The sequence below is a fragment of the Mycobacterium sp. MUNTM1 genome, assembly GCF_054660795.1.
Genome location: NZ_BAAGDE010000046.1, coordinates 18,465 through 36,359, shown reverse-complemented (window position 1 = coordinate 36,359; position 17,895 = coordinate 18,465). Strand labels below are relative to the sequence as shown.

The 17,895-nt window shown below is 64.8% G+C and carries 20 protein-coding genes and 1 pseudogene; 14 read left to right on the top strand and 7 right to left on the bottom strand.

Features of this window, described 5'->3' with window-relative positions:
- Positions 1 to 69 precede the first annotated feature (69 nt).
- From bioB to ACYQ8K_RS22380, 7 genes are all read left to right on the top strand, one after another.
- On the top strand, positions 70 to 1,164 hold the full coding sequence (gene bioB, locus ACYQ8K_RS22410; protein WP_244904178.1) for a biotin synthase BioB: 1,095 nt from the start codon (positions 70 to 72) through the stop codon (positions 1,162 to 1,164).
- A gap of 37 nt (positions 1,165 to 1,201) precedes the next feature.
- Positions 1,202 to 2,863, top strand: a complete 1,662-nt coding sequence (locus ACYQ8K_RS22405) for an FAD-dependent monooxygenase (protein ID WP_158085874.1) — start codon at positions 1,202 to 1,204, stop codon at positions 2,861 to 2,863.
- 39 nt (positions 2,864 to 2,902) lie between these two features.
- On the top strand, positions 2,903 to 4,366 hold the full coding sequence (locus tag ACYQ8K_RS22400) for an FAD-dependent monooxygenase (RefSeq protein ID WP_036473399.1): 1,464 nt from the start codon (positions 2,903 to 2,905) through the stop codon (positions 4,364 to 4,366).
- A gap of 220 nt (positions 4,367 to 4,586) precedes the next feature.
- Positions 4,587 to 5,783: a C2 family cysteine protease gene (locus ACYQ8K_RS22395; protein ID WP_051641670.1), complete on the top strand. Its 1,197-nt coding sequence runs from the start codon at positions 4,587 to 4,589 to the stop codon at positions 5,781 to 5,783.
- Positions 5,784 to 5,806: 23 nt separating this feature from the next.
- Complete coding sequence (locus ACYQ8K_RS22390; protein WP_036473398.1) at positions 5,807 to 6,310, top strand: hypothetical protein; 504 nt, start codon at positions 5,807 to 5,809, stop codon at positions 6,308 to 6,310.
- On the top strand, positions 6,307 to 7,836 hold the full coding sequence (locus tag ACYQ8K_RS22385) for a hypothetical protein (RefSeq protein ID WP_036473396.1): 1,530 nt from the start codon (positions 6,307 to 6,309) through the stop codon (positions 7,834 to 7,836). Before ACYQ8K_RS22390 ends, ACYQ8K_RS22385 begins: the two co-directional genes overlap by 4 nt.
- An 80-nt stretch (positions 7,837 to 7,916) precedes the next feature.
- Positions 7,917 to 8,792 (top strand): DUF1444 domain-containing protein, encoded by an 876-nt coding sequence (locus ACYQ8K_RS22380; protein WP_155766721.1) that lies wholly within the window; start codon positions 7,917 to 7,919, stop codon positions 8,790 to 8,792.
- Between the two features lie 110 nt (positions 8,793 to 8,902).
- Here the strand turns inward: ACYQ8K_RS22380 and ACYQ8K_RS22375 are convergent, their stop codons facing one another.
- Complete coding sequence (locus tag ACYQ8K_RS22375) at positions 8,903 to 9,214, bottom strand: hypothetical protein (RefSeq protein ID WP_139813872.1); 312 nt, start codon at positions 9,212 to 9,214, stop codon at positions 8,903 to 8,905.
- A gap of 554 nt (positions 9,215 to 9,768) precedes the next feature.
- Here ACYQ8K_RS22375 and ACYQ8K_RS22370 point away from each other — a divergent pair.
- The 3 genes from ACYQ8K_RS22370 to ACYQ8K_RS22360 are packed head-to-tail and all read left to right on the top strand — an operon-like array spanning position 9,769 to position 10,575.
- Entirely contained in the window at positions 9,769 to 9,966 is a 198-nt protein-coding gene (locus ACYQ8K_RS22370) for a hypothetical protein (RefSeq protein ID WP_036473391.1), read from the top strand.
- A 46-nt stretch (positions 9,967 to 10,012) separates the two neighbouring features.
- Complete coding sequence (locus ACYQ8K_RS22365; protein ID WP_036473390.1) at positions 10,013 to 10,255, top strand: hypothetical protein; 243 nt, start codon at positions 10,013 to 10,015, stop codon at positions 10,253 to 10,255.
- A complete protein-coding gene (locus tag ACYQ8K_RS22360; RefSeq protein ID WP_036473389.1) occupies positions 10,252 to 10,575 on the top strand; it encodes a type II toxin-antitoxin system PemK/MazF family toxin in 324 nt (107 codons plus the stop codon). Before ACYQ8K_RS22365 ends, ACYQ8K_RS22360 begins: the two co-directional genes overlap by 4 nt.
- 1 nt (position 10,576) lies before the next feature.
- On the opposite strand, the gene ACYQ8K_RS22355 is transcribed toward ACYQ8K_RS22360, so the two are convergent.
- Positions 10,577 to 10,891: a hypothetical protein gene (locus tag ACYQ8K_RS22355; RefSeq protein WP_036473388.1), complete on the bottom strand. Its 315-nt coding sequence runs from the start codon at positions 10,889 to 10,891 to the stop codon at positions 10,577 to 10,579.
- On the opposite strand from ACYQ8K_RS22355, the pseudogene ACYQ8K_RS22350 reads away from it, so the two are divergent.
- Both ACYQ8K_RS22350 and ACYQ8K_RS22345 read left to right on the top strand, forming a co-directional pair.
- Positions 10,890 to 11,206 (top strand): annotated as a pseudogene (locus tag ACYQ8K_RS22350) (type II toxin-antitoxin system PemK/MazF family toxin). The gene ACYQ8K_RS22355 and the pseudogene ACYQ8K_RS22350 sit on opposite strands and share 2 nt — an antisense overlap.
- Positions 11,207 to 11,306: 100 nt before the next feature.
- On the top strand, positions 11,307 to 12,125 hold the full coding sequence (locus ACYQ8K_RS22345) for a type VII secretion target (RefSeq protein ID WP_051641669.1): 819 nt from the start codon (positions 11,307 to 11,309) through the stop codon (positions 12,123 to 12,125).
- A 42-nt stretch (positions 12,126 to 12,167) separates the two neighbouring features.
- Here the strand turns inward: ACYQ8K_RS22345 and ACYQ8K_RS22340 are convergent, their stop codons facing one another.
- Positions 12,168 to 12,635: a hypothetical protein gene (locus ACYQ8K_RS22340; RefSeq protein WP_051641668.1), complete on the bottom strand. Its 468-nt coding sequence runs from the start codon at positions 12,633 to 12,635 to the stop codon at positions 12,168 to 12,170.
- A gap of 297 nt (positions 12,636 to 12,932) precedes the next feature.
- On the opposite strand from ACYQ8K_RS22340, the gene ACYQ8K_RS22335 reads away from it, so the two are divergent.
- Together ACYQ8K_RS22335 and ACYQ8K_RS22330 are read left to right on the top strand one after the other, a co-directional pair.
- On the top strand, positions 12,933 to 13,724 hold the full coding sequence (locus tag ACYQ8K_RS22335; RefSeq protein WP_139813871.1) for a hypothetical protein: 792 nt from the start codon (positions 12,933 to 12,935) through the stop codon (positions 13,722 to 13,724).
- The gene (locus ACYQ8K_RS22330; protein WP_036473380.1) at positions 13,721 to 14,278 is read left to right on the top strand and encodes a hypothetical protein; all 558 of its coding nucleotides are present in this window, start codon (positions 13,721 to 13,723) and stop codon (positions 14,276 to 14,278) included. Before ACYQ8K_RS22335 ends, ACYQ8K_RS22330 begins: the two co-directional genes overlap by 4 nt.
- Before the next feature lie 146 nt (positions 14,279 to 14,424).
- On the opposite strand, the gene ACYQ8K_RS22325 is transcribed toward ACYQ8K_RS22330, so the two are convergent.
- From ACYQ8K_RS22325 to ACYQ8K_RS22310, 4 genes are all read right to left on the bottom strand, one after another.
- Positions 14,425 to 15,138: an HIRAN domain-containing protein gene (locus ACYQ8K_RS22325; RefSeq protein ID WP_459972434.1), complete on the bottom strand. Its 714-nt coding sequence runs from the start codon at positions 15,136 to 15,138 to the stop codon at positions 14,425 to 14,427.
- 43 nt (positions 15,139 to 15,181) lie between these two features.
- Positions 15,182 to 16,132 (bottom strand): HipA domain-containing protein, encoded by a 951-nt coding sequence (locus ACYQ8K_RS22320; protein WP_036473378.1) that lies wholly within the window; start codon positions 16,130 to 16,132, stop codon positions 15,182 to 15,184.
- A 107-nt stretch (positions 16,133 to 16,239) separates the two neighbouring features.
- On the bottom strand, positions 16,240 to 16,701 hold the full coding sequence (locus ACYQ8K_RS22315; RefSeq protein WP_036473376.1) for a MerR family transcriptional regulator: 462 nt from the start codon (positions 16,699 to 16,701) through the stop codon (positions 16,240 to 16,242).
- A gap of 3 nt (positions 16,702 to 16,704) precedes the next feature.
- The gene (locus ACYQ8K_RS22310; protein ID WP_036473372.1) at positions 16,705 to 17,760 is read right to left on the bottom strand and encodes a hypothetical protein; all 1,056 of its coding nucleotides are present in this window, start codon (positions 17,758 to 17,760) and stop codon (positions 16,705 to 16,707) included.
- Between the last annotated feature and the right edge of the window lie 135 nt (positions 17,761 to 17,895).

The window sequence follows — 17,895 nt, the reverse complement described above, 5'->3', positions numbered from 1 at the left end:
GTTTCGGGTCGACATCCCGCACGCCCGAGGGCCCACCGCGTTGATCGGCAACCAGAAAAGGAGAAGCCTATGCACGACTCAGCCGGGACGAATACGGACTTTGAGCAGCGGTTGTCAGTGATGACCGCCGCAGCGTTGCAGCGACGATGCGTGGTTCGTGACGACTTGCTCGCCGTGCTGGCAAGCAGTGACGATGACCTGCTCGATGTGATCGCCGCGGCGGCACGGGTGCGGCGCAAGTTTTTCGGTCGGCGGGTCAAGCTCAATTACCTGGTGAACATGAAATCCGGTATGTGCCCGGAGGATTGCGGGTACTGCTCGCAACGACGCGGCTCAAGCGCTGAGATCCTCAAGTACTCCTGGATCAACCCCGATGAGGCCGCCGGCCACGCGCGCTGCGCGATCGACGCCGGCGCCAAACGCATCTGCCTGGTCGCCGCCGGCCGCGGGCCCGCCGATCGCGATATCGAGCGCGTCGCCGACACGATCGCCGCGATTAAAAGCTCCGCCCCAGAAGTGGAGGTGTGCGCCTGCCTGGGATTACTGAAACAGGGGCAAGCCGAGCGGCTGCGTGGGGCCGGCGCCGACGCGTACAACCACAACCTGAACACCAGCGCAGAGAACTACGCGCGGATCTGCTCAACCCACACCTTCAACGATCGGGCCGCCACCGTCGCCGCTGCCAAATCCGCTGGTCTGTCGCCATGCTCAGGGGCCATCGTTGGAATGGGCGAATCCGACGACGACATCGTCGACGTCGCGCTGGCATTGCGCGAGCTCCAGCCGGATTCGGTGCCGGTGAACTTTCTGATCCCGTTTGAGGGCACCCCGCTGGGTGGGCATTGGGAATTGACCCCGCAACGCTGTCTGCGCATCCTGGCGATGTTCCGGTTCGCCTTCCCTGACGTCGAAGTGCGCATCGCCGGTGGACGCGAAATACATTTGCGCACACTGCAACCGCTGGCCTTGCACCTGGCCAATTCGATGTTCCTCGGCGATTACCTCACCAGCCAAGGACAGCCAGGCCAGGACGATCGGGCGATGATTGCCGAAGCCGGTTTCGTGATCGAAGGCCTCGAGGAACCCGCGCTGCCAGTCGAGCGCCACGACCTGGTCATCACCCGCCAGCGCGGTGCCGGCACCACCACTCCGGCCAACACCTAAGCCGTTGATGACTTCGCACAACGAGGTGAACTCAATCGTGTCGCACAAACCGGTGATCATCGTCGGTGGCGGCCCCGTCGGATTGGCCGCCGCCCTGGAACTCGCCAGGTTCTCGGTTCCCAGCGTTGTTGTCGAGCGCCATGATTCGACGTCGTGGCATCCCAAGGCGCGCAATCTGAATGCGCGGACGATGGAGATCGCCCGAGGGTGGGGAAGTGTGGTGTATCAACGGCTGCGCGGCATCGATACCCCGCCGGGCTGGAAGAGCCCGATGAGGTATATGGACACGATTGTCGGCCAGCAGGTGGGTCAGATCGAGACGGGAGGTTTCGAAGGGCCCGGGCCGGCGATCAGCCCGGTGCTGCCGATCATGTCGTCGCAGGATCTGACCGAAGCCATCCTGCGCGACGCGGCACGGGCCACGGGCATCGTCGACCTTCGGTTCGGTCACCAGGTCACCGACATTCTGTCCGGGTCACGCGAGCACGACGTCGAGGCGGCCGTGGCGGTGCGCGTCACCGCCACGGGAGACACCTACACCCTGGCCGGGGATGCGCTGGTGGCCGCCGACGGTGCCGACAGCACGGTACGTCGCCAGCTGGGCATCGCCTTGAACGGCGAGCAGGGCATCCATCATTTCGTCAACTGCTACTTCCGCGCCGATATCGAACACCACGTCGGAGACCGCCGGGGAGTCGTGTTTTTCGTCGCCAACCCCGACGCCGCCGGTCTGCTGCAACCACTGGACGCGCGCGGGCGCTGGCTGTGTCAGATCGGTGTGTCGCCTGACCAGTGGGTGCTCGAGCTCTGGGACGCCGAGCGGGTGAGGAGCTGGGTCCGCGGCGCGGTCGGGGTTCCAGATCTCGAGGTTGAGGTGAAAGGCGTTGGGCTGTGGCAGATGAACGCCGCGGTCGCCGATCGTTGGGTCCAAGGGCGCGTGGTGTTGTGTGGCGATGCCGCTCACCAGTTTCCGCCCACCGGGGGACTGGGCGTCAATACCGGCCTGCAGGGCATGCACAACGCCATGTGGAAGTTGGCCCTGTGCGTGCGTGGGCTGGCTGGGTGGTCGTTGCTCGAGACCTATGAGCACGAGCGGCGAGAACCCGCGATCACCACCATCGAACAGTGTTTGCAGAATCACGGCAATCTCGCGCGGCTTGCCGCGGCTTACTACTATCCGGCCAGCAGTGACCTAAGTGCCCAGGAGGCCGAGCGGGCCAGTCGACGCTTCGGTAATCATTTCGGCGTCGAGTTCGGCACCGCGTATCGCTCGACCGCCGTCATCTCCGATGGCACACCGGCTCCCGACGTCGACGACGACTACAGCGACTACGCGCCCTGCGCGACACCGGGCTGCCGGGCCCCACATGTCTGGCTCGGCGCCGAGTCTGAACCGGTCTCCACACTCGATCTCTTTGGCGCCGGGTTCACGGTGCTTACCGGTCCAGGCGGGACGATCTGGCGAAAAGCAGCCGCGGTTGCAGCTCGAGAGCTCGGCGTGCCTATCGCCAGCTACGCGATCGGCGATCCGGGATTGGCCGACCACACCAACACGTTCTTCGACCTTTATGGAATCGGCTGCGACGGGGCGGTCCTCGTGCGTCCCGACGGGTATGTCGCCTGGCGCAGCTCGGCCGGCTGCTGCGACGGCGCGCCGCTCATTCAAGCCGTCGAACAGATCCTGGATCGCCGCACGTAACTGGACTTTCCGGGGACCAGCGAACACGAAAGGTTGCATGTGGCAGACCATGCGGTAGTTGTTGCCGGCGCGGGCCCGACCGGGCTGATGCTGGCCGGTGAGTTGGCGCTGGCAGGAATCGACGTTGCGATCGTCGAGCGCCGCGGCAACAGCGATGAGTTGATCGGCTCGCGCGCGGGCGGGATGACGTCGCGCACGATTGAGGTTCTCGATCAGCGCGGGATTGCTGATCGATTCCTGTCGCAAGGATGGACGGGCCAGATCGGGCACTACTCAGGGATTTCGATCGACATCAGCGACTTGCCCACCCGGCATAACTATGGGTTGGGGCTGCCGCAGTACCGCATCGAGGGCATCCTGGCCGACTGGGTGAGCGAGTTGGGGGTGCCGATCTATCGCGGCCGCGAGGTGAAAAGTTTCACCCAAGACGACGCTCGTGTCGACGTCGAGATCTGCGACGGCCCGCCGCTACGGGCCGCATATCTTGTCGGGTGCGACGGAGGACGCAGCGTCATCCGCAAAGTCGCCGGCATCGAATTCCCGGGGTGGGATCCATCGATGAGTTGCCTGCTCGCTGATGTCGAGATGGACGATCACCCGCCGTGGGGCATGCACCGACACGGCGGATTTCATTCATTCTTCAAACTCGAGGATGGCGGGCCGGTTCGGGTCATGGTCGCCGAACCGCATCTCGAGCAAACCGGTGAGCCTACCTTGCGTGAACTCAGGGATGCGCTTATCGCCGTTCGCGGAACCGATTACGGAATACGCAGTGCCATCTGGGTTTCCCGGTTCACCGATGTGACGCGACAAGCGGCGTACTACCGGGACAGGCGCGTGCTTTTAGCCGGCGACGCCGCGCACGTGCACTTCCCGGTCGGCGGGCAAGGCCTCAACACCGGTATCCAGGACGCGGCGAACCTGGGCTGGAAGCTGGCCCAGGTCATCAACACGACCTCGCCGGAACGCCTGCTGGACACCTACCAAGACGAGCGGCACCCGGTCGCCGCTGGTGTGCTACGCAACACCATGGCCCAAACCGCGCTCATCGCCCCCGGCGAACGTCTCGACGCGTTGCGCGACACCGTATCTGAGCTGCTGAACATGGACGAGCCGCGCAAGCGAATCGCCGCGATGATGACTGGTCTCGACATTCAGTACGACCTCGGCAACGGACACCCACTACTCGGGCACCGGATGCCTGATCTCGACCTCCTCACCCCCACTGGTCCACTGCGACTATTCACACTTCTCCACGACGCCCGTGCGGTGCTGCTCAACCTCGGCACGCCTTGGGATTTCGACATCTCTTCGTGGGCACATCGGGTGAAAGCCATCGACGCCGAGTACGCCGGGCCGTGGGAAATTCCCGTTCTGGGCGAAGTAACAGCCCCCGAAGCCGTATTGGTTCGACCCGATGGATACATCGCCTGGGTGGGAGATGGCACCGATACGGGCCTGCACGCGGCCCTGACTACGCGGCTCGGGCTCAAGGAAAATTGAGAGTCAATCGATGGTGGGCGGCATAACTGCTTCGCCGGCCCCCGGGTCATAACCGGGGAAGACTTCATTTCTGCGAGAACTCGGGGGAGTCGCGCGGCGATCTGTAGTGGCGGGGTCTCCGCCAGCGCCGAGCCGGACCGGCGCAGCCGTTCAGCGCGCGATGTCGCTGTCGTCGGCGACAATCAACGGCAGTCGAAACAACAGGTAGGAGGACGGGGTCGTGGGTGCACTCGATGCCAACCCAGCTGACCTGTTGCGGTTCGCCGACGCCTATTCCGAGCTGGCCACGCGTGCGGCACAGATTTCCCCGCAGGCAGCCCAGGAGGTGCAGCGCATCGCCGACACCCACGGCCTGATGGGTTATCCCACCGCGGTCGGGATCGCTGCGGGACTCGCGAAGGCGGAAGGTCCGCTGCAGGCGAAGGTCGACGACTTCGACGCGTATGCGCAGCGGTTGACTGAACACGCCGCCACCTACACCACCGCCGACGGCAGCGGGACCGCGAAACTCGACGGTCTTGACTTCGATCCCAGCAACCCTCCACCCAACGGACACACCGGCGATGTCCATGAAGCGGGCTTCGGAGAGCGCGGGCCCGGCATCGACGGAGGACCGGTTCCCCTGGACACCGGTGGTGGCATCGAGTTTCACCGGCGCTGGACCGATAAAGATCTGTTCCCTCACCCGCCCTCGGCGGCCGACATCAAGCAGGACAGCGTTGGTGACTGCTACTTTGACGCCACGATCGGGGCGATCGCGGAGGCCAACCCTCAGTGGATCAAAGACCGGGTCCATTTCGACGAGGACAACAACTCCTTTGATGTGACGTTGTGGAACGGCCATGCGTGGCAACACATTACGGTCACCCAAGACGACATCCAGACCGATATCGACCATCACGGAGCCAGTTGGTTGGATAACGGGCAGCCCAATGCGCCGTTGTGGCCCAGCGTGATGGAGTCGGCGTACGCGAAAATGCAATGCCCTGGCGATGACCTCGGACATGCACTCGATTACGGGATCGGGCGCGGCGGCTCAGCCCCAGATGCGTTGCAGGCGTTGACCGGTAACCGCGGGGTGAGTATCGACCCGCGGGAGGTGTGGTGGACCAATCAGCACATCGATCAGTCGATTTCAGGGGCGCTGGCAAGTCATCAACCGGTGACGATCTCGACCACCCCCACCGGTGGCCCACTGCTGAACACTCACGTCTACATCGTCGAAGGCATCAGCGGCAGCGGCAGCGACGCCCAGCTGACGCTGCGTAACCCCTGGGGAAACAACCCCAACGATCCGGGGAACCCTCTGATTCAGGTTCGGCTTGGCGATGTCATCGGCTCCGGACCGACCGGCAAGTTCGGCGGGCTAGGAACCCATCCAACGTTCAATGTCAACATTGGAGAACTGGGGAAATGAACCGTTCAACAAAGCTATGGGCTTTGGCGGCAACCACATTGGTCATCATCGCGGCCGCAGCATATATCGGGGCGCAGTATGTGTTCGCGCACAAGCCGTCCTCGCTGGCCAGCCTGCCCGAGTATCCGTTCGTCGGCTCCGCCTACCCACTCGATGCCGTGCCCGGGCCCGAGCGTGCCCGTGCCGAAGCGGCGTTGCGTCAATTCGCCGCCGGTGTTGAGCCCGGCTACCGGCCGACCGCGGAACGGTTTCTGGCGAGCAAGGGCGACTTCATCTGGGACGCAGTGCGTAACAGCGTTGGCGGCTACCTGTCCGCAACGAGCTTGCGGGTTCACAACGCGGGGCAAACCAGGCCCAATGGTGAGGACCTTGCATTCGTGGTGTGGTCGCGCACCAACCGGTTACAGCGGTGGTTTAACCCCACCCAGATCCTGGCCGTCGGCTCTCAAGACGCCCTGCAGCCCGCAGCGCCCGGCGACCAAGTCCACGTCTACGCCTACTTCGACCTCACACCGGAGCGCGCATGAGCATCGACCAAGATCGGATTGACCAGGACGACGCCTACTGGCTTCGCATGATGGGCACCCGGTGGTCACAGCCGGAGCTGTCTGCCGGCGACGTCGCCGAGCTACTCGATATCGGTGACCCCGCAGACTTGCCGCGGCGCGCACCCCGGCTGCCCAGCCCGCAGCGTGAGCCTGGCGGTGCTCAACGGTGGTCGCACGCAACGATTTACAACTACATTCTGCTGCACCAACCAGAACTGCGGGACCGGGTCCCTCGGCTGTATCCGTTCACCGCGGCACTGGCCCCGGCCGCGTTCCTGTTCGGTCAGGTTGTCGACGGGATGGCCGTGCACGCGTGGCAGCCCGGCGATGGACGGGGCCCGATCGCGGTGGCCTATGCCGGACACGAGCAGCACGAAAACGAGCTCTATCCGCTCGCCGCACCGTTGTTGGCGCGCCTGCCGTGGGCCACGGCGGTCTACCTACCGGAAATGTCGACCCACAGGGCCAACGACGGCGGTTCAGCGCCCTACGTCGCCGTGGCAGACCGCCATCATCGCGTGGCCACCTGCGGCTGGTTCGAGGTGGCCGGGCTCCTACGGGTCGACCTCCCGTGGTGGCCGCCGGCGTTGCGGAACGTCGACGCGATCGCGGCCTGGCAGCCGGGTGCCCCGGTACAGCGCATCCGAGCCCGGGTGGGAGATGGCCCGGATCCGCGACGGCTGGCAGCTCTTGTCACCACCGACACGACGGAATACGTGAGCTCTCTGGTGGGCCGTGCGATCGAGTACCTCAACCGGGACGCGGCATCGGGATGCATCGGTGATCAGGATCGCCAGCAGATACCCGCCCGGCCCGGTCTGCTGCATGCCGCGGTAGCCGATGTCGACCTCAGCCGCCCGGCAGTGCAGATCACCAAGGCGGAGGTGGCGGTGCTGCTGCACCAAGTCTGCGACGATCCCGCGATCGCCGAGGACATGCTCAAGCTGCTTGTGGGTCATAGCCCGATCTCCGACGTTCTTGCGATCCCCATCGCTTCCAATCCGTTGGCACAGGAATGGATCACCCGCCTCGAGCCTGCTGATGGCCGCGAGCTCGGGTTCTGGCGGGCGCGGGCCAACCGCGCCGCCGCGGCGGACATGATGACCTACCGGGACCCGTTCAATCCCCACTGCTGGGTCATGGCGAGCCGGGACACCATCTACTCGACGGTGGGGCGATCGGTCCCGGCGACTGGCCAACTGACCGAATTGTTCTACGAGCGCGACGGCGGTATGTTCCGCGACTCACGGGGCGCGGTGTGGCCTTTGCCCGCAACAGGTTTCGGAGTGACAGACACCGGGCCTAGCGGCGGCAGAGCAGGCAAGCAGACGTTGGTGCAGATCCTGACGAACTTGATTCTGGACGCCAGCGGCGACATCACACGCTACGAGGTGCCCTACAGTCCCACCTCGCCGTTGGCGCAGCTGGTCGCTGGCACGAAGCCGCCGTTGGTGATCAGACCGGGCGACCCGGTCCTGGCGATCGAGAATTGGGGACGACACTGATGCTGCCTGAGCCACCGCAAACCTGGGAGGAAGCCAGGCCGTTGTTGCGGTCCATCTTGCGGCCGTCAACCTACGCCAGCTTGCGCCGACCTGGTGAGGCGGTCGCGTGGCGGCAGCCGGTGTCGGCGTTCGCACATGAGTTGGTGGCGCTGGACTTCCCGCAGGCGCGCCTCATCGTCACCGTCGCGAACACCAAGCAGTGGGGTGTGAGTTGGCGGGAGGCTTTCGCCGCCGGCCGAGACAATGTTGCAGCGCTTCACCCGGTGAGCACCGAGGTGTCGTGCACCGAGGCGCCGGCCTTCTACGACGTCGAGCAGGCGACCTACATCAGCTCGGCGATTCTGACGCCCGGGTGGCTGGCAGGGTTCGGCCGGCCTGAGGGTCCGCGCCCGGTGGCGTTTGTGCCCAGCGAAGACGTCTTGATCATCGGCAGCGACGACCCTGATGAGGGGGCGAAGTTCTTCGAGGTCGCCGAGAAGATGTATTGCGAGGCCGAAAGACCGGTCTCCCCAGAGGGATTCACCGTCCACGGCGGGCGGCTGGTCCCCTTCGACAAGGCCGGTCCGCATCCGTTAAGACGGTTGGCAGTGCGGGCGCGCACGTGCGCGGCGTTTCGCCAATACGAGGAACAGACCGAGTTCTTGAAGCAGGCCTACGAGGATGACCTGGTCGCGGTGTATGTGGCGGCCGCGCAAGTCATCGAAACCGGGCACGGCCTGGCCTCGGCCACCGTGTGGGGTGAAGGCGTGACCTACGACTTACCCGAGGTCGACTACATCGTGTTCATCGACAACAACCACGAGCAGTTCCTGGTGCCCTTCTCGGTGGTCGTCGACGTGGTCGGGATCGCGCCAACCTCGGCGGTGTTCCCGCGGCGCTATCGGGTCTCCGGGTGGCCCGAACCAGCACTGATGGAGTACCTGCGCCTGCACGCCGTGCCGCTGAATGCGCCCTGAGCGCCGCGTCGGCCGACGACGGTTCTACCGGCCACGGTCACCGATAGGTGATCCGGGAAGCCCGGGCGGCTGGTGGGTCAGCGCGCCGTGCGGTCGTCCGAGTAACGGCATCAGAAGTGGCGGCGAACCACTGCCCAAAATCCAGTTAAACCAAGCAAGCACACCGACACCGCGCTAAACAATGCGCCGAAAAAAATTCCGGCAACGATCTCACCGGCCGCGTAGCCGACCATACCTCCGGTCGCACAACGGATCACAGAAGCTACGACAGTGCTGACGCCAAGCAGTCCCGCAGTCAGCCATAGCCCATAGACGACACCACGCCGTCGCTGGCCCTCCGACGTCGCAGCCGCACGGTAAATAAACGAACCGAGCAACATACACACCGCCGAAGAAGCCATCAGAAGCTCAAAGACAGTCATGCCAAGCATCATCCTCTCGCGGTACGACATTCATCCTCGAAGGCGGCCGGCGACGCAGCACGCTGTGGTTGATGCCGCGCATCGGGCTAGGTGGGCGCCCGCGGGGCCGGTAGCATCGAATCCGCTGGTCGAGTCGTCAAGGAGGTGTGCCCCGTGGAACGTAGAACGCCGAAGAAGGTCGTGGTCTCGAAGGCTGCGGTGAAACGCTCTGCGATGCGCGCTGTGAAGGCGTCGGCCAAGTTGGAGGGACGGGTCGTTCCGGCCGGCCACCAACGATCGGCCGCAGCGCAGGCCTACCTCGCAAAGCAGCAGCCGCCGACGCGCTGATGCCCCTTCCGCTCATCGAGGGCCTGGGCGCGGCGCTGGAGGATCTGCGACGCCTATCCAGAAGACGCTGGCTCCGGTGTGGGTAGCCACACCTGGGGTCTGAGCGGGTGGATTCCGACTAAAATTCGTCCGGATCGTTCCGACGGAAACGGTCGCTCGGGTCGGTACTTCGTAGGTAGGTGCCTAAGAAGGGGCACCGTTGATCTCATGGAAGGACCACACAGCCGATGACCGAGCATCAGGACACCACCCCCGAACCGACATCCGAACGGCGTGGCCGGGTGGGCGCGATCACCCGCGCGGCTATGGCCGTGGCCGTCGGCATCGGCTACGGGTATTGCACCCACGATGTCGGCCAGGCCCTCACCGCTACCGGTGTGGCGCTGAGCTTGCTGCGCGAGACCTTCGGGCGGCCGTCGCGGTGAGCGCGGACTCCTGCCTGGTGTCCCGCGTGCGTGCCACACTTATGCCATGCCCGGCAATCGCACCAGGGTGAGCACAACGGTGGACGCCGATCTGCTCGCCAGCGCGCGCACACTGCGGGCCGGCGCCAAGGACCACGCCTTGTTCGATGAGGCCCTGGGGGCGCTCCTGGCCGCCAACCGGGCCGCCGAGGTCGACGCGAGCTACGCCGCCTACGACGAGCACCCGGCCGACGAGCCCGACCAGTGGGGCGAGGTCGCCGACTGGCGCCGGTCTGCGGGTCGAATATGACCCTGCCGGCGCGCGGTGAGCTGTGGTGGTGCGAGATCCCCGGCTCGGGCGCGCGGCCTGTCGTGGTGCTGTCCCGTGATGCGGCGATTCCGAAGTTGCGGCGTGTGCTCGTGGCGCCATGCACGACGACGGTGCGGGGACTGGCCAGCGAGGTGGTGCTCGACCCGAGTGGCGATCCGGTGCCCCAGCGTGCGGCGGTGAATCTGGATCTGGTGGAAAGTGTGCCGGTGGCGGCGCTGGGGACGCGGCTGGGTCGGCTAGCGGATTCGAGGATGGCGGCGGTGTGCGCCGCGTTGATCGTGGCGGTGGGCGGCCGTTGATTCAGCGGCGCCGGCGGCGTTCGGTGTCGAGGTCGACGACGTGCTGATGCTCGATGCCCCCGGCTGCGGTGGCGGTCTGGTGTTCGGCGACGGCGGCGGCGATGCGGTCAGCCATCTTGCTGATCATGTCGTCGGTGATGTAGACCTTGGCAGCCTGGCGGCCGATGCGCACGAGGCGGGCGACGTGGTCGAGGTCGTCAGAGATGTCCTGGCGGGCGGTGTCCTCGCTGACGGTGAGTCCGTGCCGGTCGGCGAGCAGGGAGACCAGCAGCGCGGCGCGGTCGTCGAGCCAGGGGGAGCGGCGTGCTTTCGTCATCGTGGCTGAACCGTACCGGCCGAGGGCGGCGCCGCGCGCCGTTCGGGTACTAGCAGTGCTCGCGCGTGATGGAGGCCATCGCACGGTTGCAGCGGGTCCTGGTGGCGCCGTGCACGACGACGGTGCGCGGGCTGTGCCAGCGAAGTGGTGTTGCAGCCCGAGGATGAGCCCGTGTCCCGTCCCGGGGCGGTGAACCTGGATCTGGTCGACTGCGTTCCCGTCGTCGCGCTGCATGCCCGCCTGGGGCGACTGGCTGAGGAGCCGATGCGGACGGTGTGCGCGGCGCTGGCTGTCGCTGTGGACTGGCGGGCTTGAGAAAAGGACGCTGCAATCGGCGCGCAAGTGTCGCCTGGTGTCACAGTTATCGGGGAGAATCGGGGCTAGTTGTTGGATTGATCCAGGTAGGAGACGTGGTGTGGCTGAGTTAGACGCCAATCCGGCTGATTTGGTGCGCTTCGCTGACGCCTATTCGCAGTTGGCGCACCGTGCGGCGCAGATTTCGCCGCAGGCCGCCGACGAGGTGCAGAAGGTGATCGACACCCACGGACCGATGGGCTATCCCACCGCGGTCGGGATCGCGGCCGGTCTGGCCAAGGCTGAAGGGCCGGTGCAGGCCAAGGTTGCTGATTTCAACACCTACGCCCAGCGGCTCACTGAGCACGCCGACACCTACACCCGGGTCGACGGCCAGGACGCACAGCGGTACAAGGCAGCGGACTTCTCCACCGATCTGCCCGGTACTGGGCAAGGCAAAGACTCCCCGGCCACGCCGTTGGACTCCAAGACGTGGAAGCCCGGCGACAAACGCCACATGCCTTACATCGCAGGCAAAGGCGGAAAGGGGCCGCCGAACACTGCCGATGCGCCGCCGTGGGTTGATATCTACGACAGGACCAAAGATCCTGATCAAGTTCCGCACAGTTTCGTGCGCTCCGATGAGATCCCCGGGGTGAAAGTCCTGCCGCCCAATCAATTAGGCCCGGCGCCGTTCTATGACGAACATGGCAACGAGATCCAATACGTTGAGCTGACCCCGAAGTCGGGGGTGTGGGTGCCGCAATCGGATTTCCCTGGCGCCAAGATGTATTCGCCGGGTGTTACGCCAAACCCTTTGCCGCCCTACGGGTATGACGAATGGCTGCCGGGCTCAGGGATCTATCTGTGGCATGGAGATATGGTTCCCGAGCCGTATAACCCGCATAGCATGCTGCCCGGGCAGACCACACCGCAATAACGCGCGCCCCTTCCAACCCTCCTGGGGGCGGGGAGGTTTTTGTCAGCTACGGCCCTGGGTGTGCGTTCGCCCAAAAGCACGCCCCAGTAGCGATTTTCGGGCGGCGGCCTCGGCGGCGGCACGAGTACGGCGTTGCGCGCGAAGGTCTCGGTCGAAGCGGCGGCGCAGGATGCGTTCTTCGCGCCAGCTGTGTTCGCTGTTGATCAGCCGGCTCATCTGAGTGTCGGTGAGGCTGGCAAGATCGCCGGCGCTATCGTGGGCGGCGATGACGATGTCGCCGCGCAGCAGGGGCACCTCGTGGGCGGTGAAGCGGGTGGTGGCCAGCAGCAACCCCGTCGCCTGACGGTTGACCCGCAGCCACGGGCTGTGACTGAACCAGAAATCGAGCACGCCGTCGCTACTGGTGAGCACTTGCAGTCGATCGCCGCGGACCAGGTCGGCGATGTCGGCCACACACCAAGGCTCGATCTTGTACAGCTCTTCGTTATGGCTGGCCAGAAGCGTAATCATGATCTTGGATCCTTCGCTACTTTCCTTCAGGTCGAACCTCGGACGGGGAGCGGTAGACAACAGATCGGCCGGAAAGAATTGCGGCGCAGACTAATCGCATTCGTCTAAATTCGGATGGTAACAACCCGAGCGGACACCGTCGGTCGATCAATGACCGATGGCTGCAGAGGCCCTATAAGGTACTCGTTTGCCCGGTGAGTTTTGGTGACGCGAGTGCGGGCCGGGCCGCCGCCAATGCCATGGCTCGATAGCCGGATACGACTGCGCGGTCTCCCGCTTTCCGCTTAGATCGGGTCCATGGATCTTGATCGGCTCCGTGACGGAGATGTCACAAGTCATCGCCGTATTGACGCTGATCTTGGGGTACTCGGGCGCCACCTCGTCGTCATCTCAGGGATAGCTTGTCCGAACTGGAAGATCAACGACGATAACCGCCATGCGGACAAGTGCGTTCTTCATCTGCGCGAGCGGGTCGACGACATAGAAGGCACGCCCGCGGTGTTCGTCGGATTGGCGAGCGTCGCCAATGGGGAATCGGAATACACCTTCGCCACCGACGCCGCGACCGTCGACGTGGACGACGCCGGCGAGCTTGTGCTCCATACTGACCTCGTCCTCATCGGTGAGTGGTCGGCGCTTTCCCGTTTCAGCTACCAGATCGTGCTGACCACACGCAAAGTGGTCGCGGAGATCTCAGGCACCATCTCGTGGCCGACACAGTGGTTCCGGCCGCCTACACCGGATCCCGCTGGCGTTTCGGGAATCTTCACCGTGGTGGCCAATAGGCGGGAGATTACCGAAAAAAATAGTGGCCCCGGGCAATTCGGTGAATTCACTGAGGTGCTCACACCGATTACGCCTGGGGAGATTGTTTCTGTGAGCATCGATGAAGAAACCACCCGGGCTGTATATCGAATCGTCGAACCTCCCAAGGGGCTCGAACTGAAAGTCACCGTGGCACAAGATGGCAGCCTCGGCGACGGTGTCCTATTCGATGCACCACATGGCGACCTCGTGACCCTCACCGTCGCCCAGCCGACGCGCTCCGACATCGACTTCACCGCTTCTTTGAAGAAGAAGCTGGGATGACTGCACCGCTTATCCCGCCAGAATCGCAGGTCCTGCGCATACCAGTCGCCGGCCCCTACCCGTATAACACTCTCGCGTACGTCCAGTATCTCGTGACGAGGGAAGATCTTGAGAGCCTTACGATTTCCATCGCGGCCGGCCAGATTGTGCGCGAGACTTTTCGTTCTCCCAGCCCACTCATACTGCACGGATTTGACTCGACAGACCAGCGCCAAAAGCGCGTAGAGCACTCCTCGACGGCAGTCTTGACGTCCCTGGCGGCCAGCGACGCCGAACCCTTCACCGCCGCAGTCGACAGCATTGGGATTGACGCGCAAGTTGATGACGAGAGCGGCCAGGTGTTCTTCACGTTCTCGCAGGCGAAGCGGTATGTCTACAGCAGCCCTTTTTTCGACAAGCAACTTAACTTCGCGATCCGGTTCAGCAGCTGGGTGCTGCTCTACGAGCCGCGCCCCGAGGGGCCCGACGAACGGGACAAAGCGCGCAACCTACACGCCCGTGTGCCCGTTGGGCCGCCCCCTGTGAAGCACTTTGGCGACGTCGGCGGGCAATGACATCGCCGTTATCGAATCAGCTGGCCGGCCGTAGGCTCGACCCTGCACAACTGTCCGTTGTGCCTAGCCAGAAGCGTGATCATGCTTCTCTTCTGCGTTGGTAGGTGTGACCCGAGCGCGCCGCGTCTACCCGAACGTATCGCCTGTTAGGCCGCTGTGCGCCATTGTGGGCCATCGAACGGCGAAGGCCCGCGGAGTACTCCATCCAGGCGCAGCAGGAGCCGCAAATGCGGGTTGGTCTCCGGAGGGTTTGCCTGCACGACGCTTAGACGCGCTTGGCCGCCGGAGATCACTGCGCTGACGTAGTCGATCAGGGGGTCGGGCACGTACCCCAAGTGCAGGTCGCGGTGAGTGATCCTGATGGCCGATGGGTTCACCGGGTTGTCGGGTACACGCTGTAGTCCCAGCACGGTGTCGCGTGTCAGCGCCGAAATTGCGCGGCTGGCCTCATCAGTGCAGTAACGGATGCCGTGCGCCAAGAACCGCGCCTCGGTGCGCCCCCTGGCCTGGTCAATCTGTGGTAGCGCAATGAGTTCGATCGTGTCGCCCTCTCGATATCCGCCCGAGGCGGTGAGAATCTCCCACGAATCAGCGTCTTCAGCCAGGTTCAGGCTCGCCAAGTACTGTGGCCTGTCGGCTCGCTTGGCGCCGATGACGCGCTCGGCGAACGCGGAAAACAGGTGGGCGCGACGATAGCGGCGGCCGACGTCGCTGAAGCCGATCAGCGGCACAAACGACGGATGCCGCACTGCCGCCTGCAAATACGCGAACTCGAAGGTTCCGTCGACGAGTTTGTCGAGGAAGCCTATTGCCCGATACGTGCCGTCAGGGTCGCGTCGGGTCACGATGAGCCGCGCCACCGTTGCGGGAGTCCGGATCCCGTTGGTGCGAATCAGAAGACCGCTATGCGCCATCGATCAGCCGCCTCCGATTCACTGCGAGAACTTCGGTAACAAACCTACGGGTTACCTCTGACATGTCGGGTATTGATTGCACGATATCTTCGCATGCATGGTCGCTGACCTGCGATATTTGCCGCATCCAGTGGGCGCGCGCCGGTGGGCTTGCCGCCTGAAGCGCATGCAACCCCAGCTCGACCAGTGTCAGCGGGCCTGAGTCAGGAAACCGAGAGGCTTTCCCGCGTCGGGACCATGTTTCGATGCCCTCCTCGAGCGCCCGCGCGTGCAGGGCTTCGCCGTACCCGCTGCCCAGGGCACTGCCGTGATCGAAGCTGTGGGCCAGGCGCATGACGCCGCTCGGCGCCTGGACCAGCGCCCAGTTGTAGGCGTGACGGTCGGTATTGACGATCCAGGCGTCCAACACGAGGTAGCCGACGAATACGTCGAACGCCGGCCACGCCTCGTACGGGGTTTCCGGTGGCCCGCTCAGCCCGGCGAGCGCCTGCGCGATCGCGTCCATGGTGTGTCCGTGGCCAGTGTCGGCGTCGAAGGCGTCGTCGAATTCCTCAAGCCGACTCGCTCCTGCGCTGAGCACCCACCCACTCGGCCGCACATCGCGGCTGATCGAGCCCCGGACCGGTCGGTGATCGCTGAGCTGCACCGACAGGGCCAATTCCGTTGTCGCGGCCGGCACCGTCATGAGGTGGGCCAGTTCGAATGAGATCTTCTCCGCCCAGTCGTCCCCTCGGACCAGCACGTCGGGCGTGTCTCCACGCTGTTGGCGCTGTGTGGAGAGCAACAACTCCTTGGTTCGGCGCGGCTTGAACAACCACTCTCGGCCCGCGTACGGGCTGCGTTCGGGGGGAATGAACCACCGCTTGCTTTCATCACCACCAGGTTCGCGTTCACCACGCACCCATCCCGCCCCGGCGAGGTCGACGACGGTAAATGCCACAACCCAGCGTAAACACCCATACGAGCGGGCAGGGTCAACAACGCCGGCGACAAGCACGGGGGTCTCCAACCGTGGGCCGCGGCTCAAATGAACCCCCGCGAGCGCTTTTAGCCGCGGTCCTTGTCGGTAATCGCCTGCAACGCAGAGTGATAACGGACGATCTGCATGCGCACCAGGTCGAGTTGCTGCAGTGTGGCCGCCAGCGTAGTGGTGGTGTTCCCGTAGGTCGCATAGCTCGTGGCGCCGAGGAGATCGACGCCAAGGGGCTCAGCCGGGTGGTCGCGGGCCTCGGTGATGTCGTTGCGGATCGCCTCGAGCTCGACCTCGACGCGCGCGATCAAATCCGCCGCGCGTTGCAGGTGTCGGTCGCGCTGCCGCAGCACGAGCTGTCGGCAGTGCTGCCAGGTGGGCACATTGGCCGCGGGCAGGTAGGCGTGTCCGCGGGCAGATCTCAGCGCTTGCGGCAGCAGCTCATCAGCGATCAGCAACTGCAGCGTGTCAGCGCTGATACCGCAGAGTTTCGCGGCCTCGGAGAGCTTGAGGCCTTGCGGCTCTTGAGGATTGGTCACTGGTCAGCGGCCTTTGCGTAGTACGTGCACCCGGGTTTTCGGGGCGATCAGCGGAGCACCTTTGGGGCCCTTGATGTAGTCGCCGATGTACTTGGGTTTGCGCCAGCTGTGGTTGGGGCCCCAGGCCTGCTGGCGCCAGTGGCCCGCGACGGGGAAGCGGTGGTTGTAGGTGCGGCCGGGCTCGGCGCCGGGTTCATAGGTGGCTGCTCGGGCACGCAGGTCGACGATCGTCACGGTTGAGGGTTCTCGCGGCGGTCGCTCTGGGGGCTGGTGATCATCTTCGATGTCAGCCGGTTGGGGCTCCGGGGGTCGAGGAGATCCGATGGTGCGGGTTTCGGCGACGTTGGCTTGGGCCATGAGTAACCAGGCCGCTCCTACGACGCTGACGAAGGGGTGCGCGCTTTCGGTGTTGTTGGCTTCCTCAGTACGCGGGACGTCGGGTTTGGCCATGATGGTTTGCGCTGCCCAGACCGGGGAGGTGGTGTCGGCGAGCCGTAACACCTCAGGGTTTTGGTCCTCGCGTGAGAACGGCACCAATTGGAGCAGGCCATCTGGTCTGCTCCACCACCACACGCCGTCCCAGGAGATGTCGATGATGGTGGCGACGTCTGGGGTGAGGCCTTGGGCGATGTAGGCCGGGTTGTTCAGCCCGGCCTCCACCGCGTCGGGTTTGAGTGTTCCCGAAGGGACGGTGCCCGCGGATTTCGCCCAGCACAGCATGCCGGTGGGAGCCGGTAACGCGGCTGCCGGTGTCCATTCCGGTAGGGATTGGGCAGCATCCAAAACGACGTCGACCATGTCGCGGGCGACCCAGTAGAGCTCCGCGGTGCGCAGGGCCTGGGCTTCGGCTCTGATGATGGGGGCGGTGTCGGCGAATCTCGCGATCAGACGTTGGATCCTTTTCGCCGTGGCGATGTCGTGCGCTGAGGCATCCGGCGGTGGTGGGACCTTGTACTGGTCGAATGAGATCTCCGCTGTGGCCTCGAGCGCGCTGCACCACTGCCGGCGGATGATCGGAACGCTCGTCGCCGCCCAGGGCGCGCCGCGCCGCCGGCTCATGGCAGCTCGGGGACTGAGTCGATGCGCCTGCTTTCCGCGGCGCTGACGATCAGGCACTTGATGTGGGCGAGCCGCATGCCAAATATTCTGCGACACCATCCGCCCCGGCCGGGCGGCACCTATCGACATTGTGTG